Source organism: Bartonella sp. F02, assembly GCF_026929975.1.
Taxonomy (GTDB): domain Bacteria; phylum Pseudomonadota; class Alphaproteobacteria; order Rhizobiales; family Rhizobiaceae; genus Bartonella.
This window is the reverse complement of sequence record NZ_JANHOK010000006.1, coordinates 1-12,164: the sequence shown is the minus strand read 5'-3', so window position 1 is coordinate 12,164 and position 12,164 is coordinate 1. Positions and strand designations below refer to the sequence as shown.

9 protein-coding genes, 1 tRNA gene and 5 pseudogenes are annotated in these 12,164 nt (G+C 35.3%); 3 read left to right on the top strand and 12 right to left on the bottom strand.

The features are described from left to right. Nucleotides 1–26: 26 nt before the first annotated feature. The 3 genes from NPY00_RS05565 to NPY00_RS05555 form a co-directional block, all read right to left on the bottom strand. Complete coding sequence (locus NPY00_RS05565) at nt 27–1,460, bottom strand: hypothetical protein (protein WP_269021087.1); 1,434 nt, start codon at nt 1,458–1,460, stop codon at nt 27–29. Nucleotides 1,461–1,666: 206 nt separating this feature from the next. Further along, entirely contained in the window at nt 1,667–2,956 is a 1,290-nt protein-coding gene (locus tag NPY00_RS05560; protein ID WP_269021086.1) for an adenylosuccinate synthase, read from the bottom strand. Nucleotides 2,957–3,223: 267 nt separating this feature from the next. Further along, nucleotides 3,224–4,393, bottom strand: a complete 1,170-nt coding sequence (locus NPY00_RS05555) for a phosphoserine transaminase (RefSeq protein ID WP_269021085.1) — start codon at nt 4,391–4,393, stop codon at nt 3,224–3,226. Nucleotides 4,394–4,796: 403 nt separating this feature from the next. Between NPY00_RS05555 and NPY00_RS05550 the strand changes: the two genes are divergently transcribed. Continuing rightward, nucleotides 4,797–4,872: transfer RNA gene (locus NPY00_RS05550), tRNA-Phe, on the top strand. Nucleotides 4,873–4,970: 98 nt separating this feature from the next. Here the strand turns inward: NPY00_RS05550 and NPY00_RS05545 are convergent. The 3 genes and pseudogenes from NPY00_RS05545 to NPY00_RS05535 form a co-directional block, all read right to left on the bottom strand. Continuing rightward, entirely contained in the window at nt 4,971–5,174 is a 204-nt protein-coding gene (locus NPY00_RS05545) for a helix-turn-helix transcriptional regulator (RefSeq protein WP_269021084.1), read from the bottom strand. Nucleotides 5,175–5,244: 70 nt separating this feature from the next. Next, nucleotides 5,245–5,868: pseudogene (locus tag NPY00_RS05540) on the bottom strand (lambda exonuclease family protein). A gap of 104 nt (nt 5,869–5,972) precedes the next feature. Continuing rightward, nucleotides 5,973–6,326 carry an ERF family protein gene (locus NPY00_RS05535; protein WP_442864035.1) on the bottom strand — a complete coding sequence of 118 codons (354 nt, stop codon included), beginning with the start codon at nt 6,324–6,326 and terminating at the stop codon, nt 5,973–5,975. On the opposite strand from NPY00_RS05535, the gene NPY00_RS05530 reads away from it, so the two are divergent. Next, nucleotides 6,315–6,638 (top strand): hypothetical protein, encoded by a 324-nt coding sequence (locus NPY00_RS05530; RefSeq protein ID WP_269021083.1) that lies wholly within the window; start codon nt 6,315–6,317, stop codon nt 6,636–6,638. The two genes, NPY00_RS05535 and NPY00_RS05530, sit on opposite strands and share 12 nt — an antisense overlap. Before the next feature lie 146 nt (nt 6,639–6,784). Here NPY00_RS05530 and NPY00_RS05525 read toward each other — a convergent pair. The 3 genes and pseudogenes from NPY00_RS05525 to NPY00_RS05515 all read right to left on the bottom strand — a co-directional run. Then, nucleotides 6,785–7,220, bottom strand: a pseudogene (locus NPY00_RS05525) (hypothetical protein); the annotation flags it as partial. Nucleotides 7,221–7,451: 231 nt separating this feature from the next. Beyond that, nucleotides 7,452–7,586 carry a type II toxin-antitoxin system HicB family antitoxin gene (locus NPY00_RS05520; RefSeq protein WP_269021081.1) on the bottom strand — a complete coding sequence of 45 codons (135 nt, stop codon included), beginning with the start codon at nt 7,584–7,586 and terminating at the stop codon, nt 7,452–7,454. A gap of 1,313 nt (nt 7,587–8,899) precedes the next feature. Beyond that, nucleotides 8,900–9,214: a hypothetical protein gene (locus NPY00_RS05515; protein WP_269021080.1), complete on the bottom strand. Its 315-nt coding sequence runs from the start codon at nt 9,212–9,214 to the stop codon at nt 8,900–8,902. 601 nt (nt 9,215–9,815) lie between these two features. Here NPY00_RS05515 and NPY00_RS05510 point away from each other — a divergent pair. Then, nucleotides 9,816–10,111: pseudogene (locus NPY00_RS05510) on the top strand (HigA family addiction module antitoxin). A gap of 48 nt (nt 10,112–10,159) precedes the next feature. Here the strand turns inward: NPY00_RS05510 and NPY00_RS05505 are convergent. The 3 genes and pseudogenes from NPY00_RS05505 to NPY00_RS05495 all read right to left on the bottom strand — a co-directional run. Next, the gene (locus NPY00_RS05505; RefSeq protein ID WP_269021079.1) at nt 10,160–10,456 is read right to left on the bottom strand and encodes a hypothetical protein; all 297 of its coding nucleotides are present in this window, start codon (nt 10,454–10,456) and stop codon (nt 10,160–10,162) included. Beyond that, nucleotides 10,453–11,178: pseudogene (locus NPY00_RS05500) on the bottom strand (Rha family transcriptional regulator). The gene NPY00_RS05505 and the pseudogene NPY00_RS05500 overlap by 4 nt, the downstream one beginning before the upstream one ends. Before the next feature lie 176 nt (nt 11,179–11,354). Then, nucleotides 11,355–11,620: pseudogene (locus NPY00_RS05495) on the bottom strand (Arm DNA-binding domain-containing protein); the annotation flags it as partial. Nucleotides 11,621–12,164: the final 544 nt, after the last annotated feature.

The window sequence follows — 12,164 nt, the reverse complement described above, 5'->3', positions numbered from 1 at the left end:
TTTTTTGTATGAGTACTTTACTATCTCTAGTAGAGAACTTCTGATTTATTTTTTTGCGTAAGCCACGTTCCAATCACATCATTAAAAATAGCTTCACCTTCCGCTCCTTTCGCAAAGGTAAGTTCGTGTATCCGACCATTTTTATCACTCATCACCAAACGTATCCAATTTAACTGACGTATTAGCTGTAAATTTCGATAAAAAAATGGAGGATTGCCACTTAGTGCAAAAATAAAAAAATCATCATTAATTTTAGCTGAAACAGTTCTCGTTAAACTTTGACCAACAGATTGCTCACTTGCCTTAAAAGTTAATGCTTTAATATCGCTTATCGCTTTACCTGAAAATTGATCAGAAGTAATAAAAATAAAATCTATAATATAAGCAGCAGGAAAAGATGCGTTAGTATTACGTCGGAAAGTCATCTGTAATGACAACCCTTCATCAGGAATCGTTAGATCACCTCGTAGCGCTAATTCCACTGATTTCCCCTGAGTAGCAGAAGCTTCCTTTATCACTGACCATTGTACACTTCCCGTTGCCACTTTTTCTTCATCATAATCTGTACGAGATTGATAAAGGATGGCTTCACCCAGCGATTTAATTGTCTTCAAATCAGTGGAAACAGCTGTCGACATTTTTTTATCATTCACAAACTCTGTATTATCAACCAAACCAACATCAACTTCACTTCCATTTTCCAATAAACGCTGCGTCAGCTTTTTATTAGAGATAGATACTTTTGATGGCATTCCAGAAACATCAACTTTTTCTCTTTGTAACTGATTATCATTTGATAAAAATACACGCTCACCAAGAAGAAAAATGCTGATAAGGCAAATAACGAAACTACAAAAAGCTGCAGTCCCTATCATAATACGTTTTCGTACAAATGGTCGATTAGCTCTTTTCAAAGCTTGAGAAAAAATATGCGAAACAATATGAGAGCTATCCACTTGTCCGAGAGAAAATGACTCTGAGTTTTCAGATGTATTTTTTTCAACATCATGATGTCCATCATACGAATGAGAAGTCACAACATTATCCATATTAACAAACTCTGCATCTGGAACATCTGATTTTATAGACAATGTATCCGATGTTTTATCAGTTGTAGACGATTGTTGTTTATCTTCTATTCTTAAAAATGAAGTATGATTATTTTGCAGCGATATTGAGTCTTGCGTACTTTTATTATCGCTCATTTCATCTGCAGATTGCCAGCCAATTAATGAAGAAAGCCTTCTCTTTTCAATCCTAACATATTCTTCTTCAACCGTTTTAATAGCATCTTCCAAAGCTTTTCTTTGTGTATCTGCTAATGTTTTTGAAATTTTTGCTTCTACAAATTTATATTCTAAGGTTTCAAGAGCACGCTCATAAATTTGTTCACGTAATTGAGATGTCGCATTATTTTGTGCATCAATTGCTTTTCTCAAGATTCCAACGAAATCTACCATATCTTATCTTAATCTTTTCAAACTTAGAGAAAAAAATTTAAACATAAAGTATTTTTGCATTCTTAATTTTAATTCTCTAAATGAATTATTAATTTGTATTTGTACAAAAATACCGCAATAGCATACAACGAATACCAAAATGTTACTTCGCATATTTTCTGTTATACTCTAAAAATCTACTTTTATTTAAAAATAAAAGAAAATAATTAATCCGCAAAAGGATCCGTTACAAGAATCGTATCTTCACGTTCAGGACTAGTAGATAATAGAGCCACCGGTGCATCAATTAGTTTTTCAATACAGCGCACATATTTGATAGCTTTCTCTGGTAATTCGTTCCAGCTTCGTGCATATGCAGTTATTTCTTTCCAGCCTTCTAAAACCTCATAAATTGGTCTCACCCGAGCTTGAGCTCCCATAGCAGAAGGTAAATAATCAATCTTTTTGCCATCAAGCTCATAGCCAGTACAAATTTTAATTTCATCCAAACCATCTAAAACATCAAGTTTTGTCAATGCAATACCACGGATACCACAAACATTCACCATCTGACGGACTAAAACTGCATCAAACCAACCGCAACGACGCTTCCGACCTGTTACAACACCAAATTCGTTTCCACGTTCTCCTAAAAACTCTCCAACATCATTAATCTGTTCTGTCGGGAATGGCCCTTCTCCTACACGTGTTGTATAAGCCTTAGCAATACCCAGCACATAATTTACCGCACCCAGTCCCATACCTGAACCCGTCAAAGCTTGCCCTGAAATTGTATTGGATGATGTTACATAAGGATAAGTTCCAAAATCATTATCCAACCACGCTCCTTGAGCTCCTTCAAAAAGGATGCGCTGCCCCATTCGACAACGCTCTGCCAAAAGACTCCACGTACAATCTACAAAAGGTAAAATTTCATCTGCCACCTGCATTAATTCATCATAAAGCTTTTGCGCATTAATTTCTTCAACGCCGATTCCACGGCGTATAGAATTATGATGAATTAAGAGTCGCTCAATTTTAGCCATAAGCGTATCAGTTTCTACCAAATCAATCACTCGAATAGCCCGACGCCCTACTTTATCCTCATAAGCAGGTCCAATACCTCGTTGTGTTGTTCCAATTTTTAAACCCGAAATATTATTTTCTCGAATAGCATCAAGATCACGATGCAATGAAAGAATTAAAGAAGCATTTTCAGCCACACGCAAAATTTCAGGAGTAATCTTCAAACCTTGAGAACGTAATTTTTTTAATTCTGCAACAAAATGATGAGGATCAACAACGACTCCATTACCGATAATAGATAATTTTCCACGGACTAAACCAGATGGTAGAAGCGATAATTTATAGCTCGTTCCATCAATAACCAATGTATGACCTGCATTGTGACCGCCTTGATATCTCACGACAATATCTGCACGTTCAGACAACCAATCGACGATTTTACCTTTACCCTCATCACCCCATTGCGTACCAACAACTACTACATTGGCCATAATTTTCTCCGTTGCATTTGGTAAAATAACACCCATATTAAAAAACAAACGGTTCTTTATAACGGAACCTTATAGTAAGTGCGACTCTTCATTTCAAATTTTTATATTATTCGGCTTTAAATTTCCCAATACTCACAACAAATCTGTCTTAATATAAAATATATCTTTAGTATGCAGTATTCATTCACAATTTTTACACGCTCAAAATATAAAAATTATTATCATCATTTTTTTTATTATACTTTAAACAACCTTATCAAAGCTGTTTTAATAACCACACTGAACTTTCTCAACCTGAAAAGCCCATTCAAGCCATTTTGTTAGCAGCACAAGATCAGAAGCTTCTATTGTTGCCCCTGTCCAAATCCGAAACCCTGGAGGAGCATTTCGATATGCACCAATATCATAAGCAACTCCTAACTTATCAAGACGCATCACTATTGCTTGGACAAAAGACGCTTGCATTTCAAAATCAAGAGCAACAATAACCGGATCTACAATCTTCAAACAAACCGATGTATTAGAGCGCGTTTGAGGAATTTTTGCTAAATACTCTAACCAAGGTGATTGACGAACAAAAGCATCAAAAACTGAAAAATTTTTATCAGCTCGTGCAATCAATGCTTGCAAACCACCAAGTGATTTTGCCCACTTTAATGCATCAAGATAATCTTCAACACAAAGCAGAGAAGGCGTATTAATCGTTTCTCCTCTGAAAAGATTTTCATTCAATTTTCCATCTTGTGTCATCCGAAAAATTTTTGGTAAAGGCCAAATCGGAACATAAGTTTCAAGACGTTTAACAGCGCGAGGACTTAGAATAAGAACTCCATGTGCTGCTTCTCCTCCTAAAACTTTTTGCCACGAAAAAGTAACAACATCTAATTTTGAAAAATCAAGCTTTTGTGCAAAAACAGCTGATGTAGCATCACAAATTGTTAAGCCTTTACGATTATCAGGAATAAAATCTGCATTAGGAACACGAACACCTGAAGTTGTGCCATTCCACGTAAATACAACGTCACGTTCAAAATTAATCTGTGTTAAATCGGGTAATTCTCCATAAGATGCTTCTAACGAACGCACATCAGAAAGTTTTAATTGATTGATAACATCTACGGCCCAACATGAACCAAAATTCTCCCACGCGACCACATCCACACCCCGTTCTCCTAACAAAGACCACAGAGCCATCTCAACAGCTCCTGTATCTGAAGCAGGAACAATAGCAATACGATAATCTAGAGGCACTTCGAGAACATCACGTGTCAAATCAATTGCTTCAGCAAGCTTTAATCTTCCTAGTCTAGATCGATGAGAACGCCCAAGCAACGCATCTTTAAGAATTTCAACCGTCCAACCAGGTCGCTTACTGCAAGGACCTGAAGAAAAATTAGGATTTCTCGGACGACTATCCGGTGCCTCCAATTCTATCATTATTCTATTCCTTTTAGATAAGATGATTTATAGTAAAAAATAAAACAATGTACGAAAGAACCCACGCTAATAGCTTATTTTCTATAAATATAAAAAATATGTCCACTTAATTTTATAGAATATAAATACACTGCTATTCTATGAAGAAAACTACAATTCACAACACTCTTCAATTGATTCTTAAAAACCAATTACTTTTCGTTTTTATTACAAAAAACTCTCTCTCATACTATGCTTAGCGTATAATCAAAGATTTACACATTGATTTTATGAAATATAAAAAATCTTTAACATATTGAATAATAAAGATAAAATTATAAAAAATCAATTATTTTTATTTTGATGGCTAGACAGAGAAAATTTTAATGTTATAACCCAAACGTTTCATATTTTATTGAAACGTGCCCAGATAGCTCAGTAGGTAGAGCAGCGGACTGAAAATCCGCGTGTCCGTGGTTCGAATCCGCGTCTGGGCACCATTTTTCATTTTTAATTTATTGAAATATATGAATTTTTTTATAATTTACAATTTTAAGACCACCTTTTAGACCACCTTCTGGAATTTATACAACTTTACCTATATTGTTTCTATTTGCTCCTTATTTTTCTTTGGAGTAAATGCCAAGATCTCTTTTTTTCTCCACCTCACTGCCCTCCCTAGCCTATAAGGTTCAGGAAACGCTCCTTGCATCACCCAATTGCGAATAGTTGTTGTTGATACGCTAAAGAGTTGTGCACATTCACGTGTCGTTACATATCTATCGCCATCATCAAATATCATATCATTATCTTTCTATCTTTTATGTTATAAATGGGTGGAGACGCTAGGAAGAGAGAGCACCCCCATAGAATTAAGCGGCTTCAGTCATGATCTTTTTCATATCTTGCTCTATCTCTACTAAAAACGCTTCAACAGCTTTATTGATGTGTGCAATCTGTTCCTCGTCACGGTGGATGCGGCATATTTTAAGACGTAAATTCGACGATTGGCCAGTAAATCGTGGATCGTAGCTTACAAAATCACACCATTTTCGTCCTGTACAAGCCATTTGAAATTGCATTTGCGCTACATATTCAGGCTTGATCTCGTGATTGATAAAGAAGCGTATGTGGGTTGTTGATTTGGGGCATTTGACTTCGATTAATCCATACTCTCCAATGAGACCATCAGGACTTGCACCTGCCATCTCAATTATTGGGTGAGGCACAAAACCGCACCTTGTTACATTGGCATCATAAATGAAGCTATATTCTTCGATTGCATCATCTTCATGCTCAATGCCCCGTCGCATATCTTCTGTTTCATAATGTGGGCTTATCTCTCCTGTTAAACATTCTGCAAGGAGTTTGATTTTGTATTCGTCATATTTGCCTGTCGGCAATCCTTTAGCCGTTCTATTGACGACACTGTAAACGTTTGAAGCAGTGACTTTGCCTAAACGCGCTTAAAACCATTGTGCTGTTCGTTGTTCCATTTTACACCGTCGTTTGTTGCTCTTGTTGCAATAAAGATTGTCGAGCTTTAGCCATTTGTGAGCGTTGCTTCTTTTTCAAAGTAAACAAAACAGTTTGTGCTTGTTTAGTAAGACATATCTGTTAGATTTTTTACTCCTATGAAAGAGAGCATTTTGTTTTTCTCCGATTGTGTCTGTTCCATTAATTCTTCGATTTCATTCATTTGCTTAGGTGTGATATCTGCGATGAGCATGTTGCCATCTGTATCATCTTCCTCACTTGTTACATTAAGAAACATGCCTAATAGGTATCTGAGTGCATAAATGATAGTAGAGCCAACAGATTGAATGTGATTTTTGCTACCTTGCCCATCAATTGAAAATGTTCCTTCTGTTGAGATTTGATTGCCCGAAGGGTGAGACAGTGTTACTTCTATAGTAACATTTGTTGCGGTTTGACTTTTAATATGAAAAAACAAAGCAAAACGGTATTTTGCACGAGTATCTTTTACTGCGCCAATATACTGTCTTATGGCATGATGCTGGAACGGATTTCAGCATATACCTTGAAAAAGGGTGTTGAAGATATCGTAACTGGTCAAGCAAATGGAGTGTCAAAAACATTTATGCCAACCTCCGGAGAACTTTTAGCTTATTGCCAAAAAATAGAAAATACCCTTATTTCAAAAGTCATAAGTGTGCGTAGAGCGATTGAAAATACACGAGAGAAAGCACTGAAAGAAAAAACAGCGAGAAAGCATTCTAGATATCTCACGCTTGTTCAGAAATAAAAGCTTGAAGATGTTATAAAAAGATTGGGGAGTTAGTAAAAAATATTGAGGAAATAGCAAAATAGTGAACAGTGATGAAAACATTTGAATTGGAGATTCTTATTGATGTCTAGCGGAGAGAGAGAATTTTGATTCTTAATACACGCTTGCTCTTCTTGATGCGGAATATTGGTCAACATAAGTAACTTCAAATGTTAAAATAGCCCCATGAAGTGCCACAAAACCATTGTCGCCAAAAGCCATAGCAATGTTTTGCAAATGGCATGTCTCAACGGTATTGTTTAAATCTGGGTTATCCTGAAAAATCTCTTCAACAGCCCACGCTAATTCGTCAACAAAACGTGCCCCATCTTCACAGGTTGTATAGCACTCAACATCAACGGTTAAAACGCGTCGCCGTATCCCATAGTCATGCTGATAAGCATCTTCAATATTCTCGCTCTGTGTTGAGACGTTAATAGCAGGCATTCTCTCAAGGAAAAAATTGAAATCACGCATATTGAAGACATTATCGCCAGCAAGTGTCTTGGCTAATTTTATAAGCTCAACAAATGTCTCTCTTATCGTTTCTCTGGAATGCATAAATGCTCCTGTAGTTCTAGAAACTTCTATTAGCTCTAATATGAAAAAAGGCCGGAATCCCATTCCAGCCTTGCTTTTATCGTGCATAATATAACTTTTGATTCATTATTCCATCAATGGAACTTGCATCAAAAAGCTACCTTCTGACAAAGTCGCTTTAACAGTTTTTTGTTGCATAACTTCTTGAAGTTTTAATGGTTCAGGCACTGTGTGCATTTCTTCACAATAAAGTTACAATACTTCCGTTGCATTAGCCATTAACTGTTCTTCCTCATCGGCCGCAGAAAAAAGACCTTCAAAATCAGGAAACTGAACACCAAAAGTAGAATCTTTATCTTTCTGAACAAGAGAAAAAAATCTTTTCATTCTTTTTAATATCCAGTTGATATCAAATTATAAGCCTTCAACAAAGCATTTCTCCTATTCATTCATTATCCAACCAAGAATATGCTTAACTTTGTTTATTTTGGCAAATTCTTCTGCTTTTTCCATCTGTAATACATGAACATCATAGGCAGCTTGCATGTTAAGCCAAAATTCAGCTGTCGTATCAAAAAAATAAGCTAACCTTTCAGAAGTTCAGCATCCATGTTCTTAGGGTCTATTCTGTTCATTATGCACCTCCATGGATTTGCTCTCTCAAGCAAGCCAATCCTCTGGATGTGATCTTTGTGGAAGGAAGCACCTTTTCTGTTTCATCCGGCCTTTTAATAATAATAGCAGGACAACTCATAAGACCTTATGCGGTAATAATTTGAACAGCAAAGGTCGCCACACAATGATTATTATTTCATTTAAATGATAGCATAGCTCATTATAGAAAATGAGACACTACATCAACAAAAATAACCGCAATCTTAATGCCTGATCGCAAAGCTAGATCTGCATGAGAGTATCTAGCGATGCAAAAAGTGGTGTATCTTTTATGCGAAAGTAAACCACACCAATTTACACCGACAACAAGCAATTAAAGAGAACACCTAATAGACAAATAAACAGCTATTAGCATAACTGCGTCATCCGAAATAACTGACAAAGCAAGACTTAAACACAGAAAAAAATCTCTGAAAAACAAACCTACAAAGCAGTTATTGCCAAAGCGCTTTACAATAATCTAATCAATGCAGTCGAATTATTATATAATTACAAAGGGTGATGAATCAATTGAATAAAACTCAAGTAACTCTATCTCATATTCTTAAAAACAACCTAAAACTTATCTGCAATTTCGTAAATTATAAGCTTACGTATCTCTACATAACTTCTTGCCACTCACCATAAACTTAACAGCTTTTTCGCCTTGAATTTCAGTATCTATCAAATAACACACTTTAGATAGAGCACTTCACATAATAAGAAGAAGATAAAAATAGTCAGTCCATGATCATAATAAATCCCTAAAAAAACGCCCTCAAAAGTACTGTAAATCTCTTACAGAAGAACATAATAAGGCGTTTTTCTTCACAACTCAAATAAAGCGGAGGTTTTTATTTTTCTTGATGCCTCATCTACCCTTTCTATTCTTCAAGTGAATTAAGAAGAAGCCCCTTTTATTAAAAACCAAATAAAGTTATACATTAGGAACAAAGATTACAGAGCAGCCAAAACTAAAGATGCAACTTAATAGCTACACAATCAATATTTGCATAAAAACCCCACTTATTTAATGTGTCATGTAACTATTTTACGAAACACTCTCTGTATGCATATCCATTACTTTGCACAATAAGCTGATTACACACAGGCTTAACTCCTAAATCCCTCAATTTATTATGCTCAGAAGGCGTTACATCATAACGATTCCAGTAAAATGTTTTAGGAGAAATTAATGCTGCAATTTTACTAATCAATGATTCATCCAAGCCATCCCTCGCTGCAAGGTTTCGCGCTATATAGTTTGCATTCCAACCACCTGCATTTCCTTTAGGAAGAGCATGAGCTGACATCGAAGACACCATTGAAAATAAAGCCGCAGCTAAAATAATACGTTTCATAATATACATCTCCTATAAAAACAATAACATTTCATATAAAAATTAAAATGAAATATACGATCATGATCCTCTCAGAGGACACTAGCATACAGAATATAATAAAACACATTTCATTATAATTGTCAATCTAGTAATATTTATTTTGTATTTATAAATATCTATAATCCTTCTTATCGTGTCTATTTTTTATTTCTTTATTTCTTTATAAAAACCAAGAAACAGTAACTATTTGCTTTATTTTCTATGAAAATGCTTTACTTTTCTAGAGTCTGTTCATACAAAAGCTTTATGATCAGCGGATTTTGAAGTTTTTATTATAAAATCCATAATAAGAAAAATATATACCACAATAATTTATTTACATAACCATCATTCCAGATATTGCACTTAAAAACTTATATGGATAAAATTTCATTGCATATAATTTAAAAACATAGTTTCTTCTTTTGTACTTAAATTTACAATTGAGAAAACATTCGCTGCGTGAAAGAATACTTAAATTTTTAATGTGATTTTTGTCTGAGTTGCGGTAAATTTAGAACTATAGGACTTGGTTATTTTCGTCATAATGATCACAACAGTTACACAAAAACAGCATGCATTGATTGACATTATCATCGTCTTTAAGAGAAAAATTTTACGGGAAGAATATTTAAAAGAATATTCTCTCTCTGTTTATGCTCTTGCAAAAGCATTGAATGTTCCACGCACGAGGATAGAACGTCTTGTTGCTGAAAACAGTCCGGTAACTCCCAATACAGCGCTAAGATTAGCCTATTTTTTTGATACCACTGCTGAATTTGGCTTAACATGCAAGCTGCTTACGACGTGAGTATATTACAAGCTGAAAAAGCAGACGAATTTGCTAAAATTAATAAATTTAAATGTACGGTTTAACCACCTTCCCACTTTAACTAATGGAAAGATGTAAACTTCATGATAAATTTAAGCCATCTTCTTAATAGGGCTTTTCAAACTCAGATCATAATCTTTCAATAATGGATCCAAGCTTTTGGAAAGTTCTGAATCTCCAGAATCTGCAAAAACGGTTATAACCTTCACAAAACTTGGGAATTCATTTTGAAGCCTGACAATTAAAGCCTGCTCTACTTTCTCCATAATATCTGTCAAAATAATGCATTCTTCCTCTCCAATGCTTTCATGATTAGAAAATTGAGACAGTTTCATCCATAAATCACACAGAAATTCGGCATCCATGCTCCTAATATCTATTCTGTTCATTGTGTACCTCCATGGATTTGCTCTCTCAAGCAAGCCAAACCTCTGGATGTAATCTTTGTTGAAGGAAGCACCTTTTCTGTTCCATCCGGTCTTTGAATAGTGATAGCTGGACAATCCATAAGACCTTTCTTTATTTTATCTTGATACGGTAACAAATAACCGCTTGGAGCACGTCGATACACCCAATCATTTTGACGCAAATAATCAGTTAAATCTTTTGGCCGTACTTCAAGCATCTTTGCTGCTTCAATCAAACCGAACAAACCATCAGAACGCTTTCAACCTTCAAGTGCCTTGGCTTTTGGCTCTAATTCAGCAATGATGGCGTCCTTCTGTTCAATCTGTCCTTGCAAATGTATTAAAAAGCCAATCATCGCCTCAGGACTTGAATAGTCAATGCGCGAAGCTGCTATTTGCGATTCTAATTCTTGCCAACGATCAACTATTTTGGCTCGTAAAACAGTACTGTAACCTGAGACAAGAATTAAACATTCACGCTTAGGTAGATGGTAGCAGTTTTGAACCTTCCCTTGCTTATCCAGATAGGTCGATCCCAATTTGGATTGACCTCCTTGCTCCTTTAATTCAGTCAACATATTTCTAATATCGCGCATAACGTGATTATGTTTCTTATCGCACAATTCTGCGATTTCATGGCTAGACATAGTCTGAACGGCTGCACTATTAGAAGTGATTCCCGTAGTTTCTATAAAAGTGTTCATGATGAACTCCTATCGATTAAAGGTTTCTTATTGACATTCCGAAGAAATGCCGGGCGCTAAGAAACACGGTCGATAGTCCGTCGTTACGCTTTTCTCATAAAGAGTATTGTATAGCATAACCACACCCGACATACCTATTGTATGCTACAAGCACACAATGAATCAAAGCCTTAATGTATAGTCTGTTGTCGAAAAACAATAGAATCATTGCCTTCTTTAAGAATATTACTATAACGCCTAGTAAGCTCGTGCGCTTCTTTTAAAGAAAGTTTCGTAACAGAACCAAGCCCCATTTCATGGCGCTTATTGTGGTGCGTATAACGGAAAAACCAAGAACGCGTATTGTCTTTTCGCACATTTAACCACAGACCTGCCCCATCACAATATTTACCCTGTGGAGATGACTTTATGAATGATGCTGAAACCGATGGATCGCTCTCACTCAACGCCCCTCTCGTCCACCTTTTAGACCACCTTTGATTTTTGATTTGAGATTTTTTCTTTAATTCTTAATTTCTTTATTGGAACATAAACAGTTATAGACATCAATATATTATTGCACATTTTTATGTTATTTGACTCTTACTAATAAAGCCCGCACTGCCTCTTTTGAGCACCATTTTTTCGTGAAGTATTTTCTTTCGATTTTTTACAAAAACAGATAGCTTCAATAACTATAAATACAGAAACACAAAAAATCATAAAACAATTAATAATTCTCTTATGATTTTTTGGTATTGCAAATGTTTTTTTAAATGGCTTTAAACTCTTTTCATTCTCTTACCAGAAAATTTTACCTCATGTTTGTGCTTAATACACATAACAAAATTTAATGATTAGCGCTTCTTTCTGTAGCTCTCTAAATATATTATTGCCATTTCAAACCTCTCTATAAAAGCAATTATTTTTCTTTTAAACATATAAGCGGAACAGATTTTTTAACTGTCATAGCCACAAAAGATGCAATCAACACTTTTAAAAAATCA

Coding starts and splice junctions, on each gene's coding strand:
- NPY00_RS05565 (WP_269021087.1), bottom strand. CDS start 1,460: ATGGTAGATTTCGTTGGAATCTTGAGAAAAGCAATTGATGCACAAAAT.
- NPY00_RS05560 (WP_269021086.1), bottom strand. CDS start 2,956: ATGGCCAATGTAGTAGTTGTTGGTACGCAATGGGGTGATGAGGGTAAA.
- NPY00_RS05555 (WP_269021085.1), bottom strand. CDS start 4,393: ATGATAGAATTGGAGGCACCGGATAGTCGTCCGAGAAATCCTAATTTT.
- NPY00_RS05545 (WP_269021084.1), bottom strand. CDS start 5,174: ATGATATTTGATGATGGCGATAGATATGTAACGACACGTGAATGTGCA.
- NPY00_RS05530 (WP_269021083.1), top strand. CDS start 6,315: ATGAAAAAACAAAGCAAAACGGTATTTTGCACGAGTATCTTTTACTGC.
- NPY00_RS05520 (WP_269021081.1), bottom strand. CDS start 7,586: ATGAAAAGATTTTTTTCTCTTGTTCAGAAAGATAAAGATTCTACTTTT.
- NPY00_RS05515 (WP_269021080.1), bottom strand. CDS start 9,214: ATGAAACGTATTATTTTAGCTGCGGCTTTATTTTCAATGGTGTCTTCG.
- NPY00_RS05505 (WP_269021079.1), bottom strand. CDS start 10,456: ATGAACAGAATAGATATTAGGAGCATGGATGCCGAATTTCTGTGTGAT.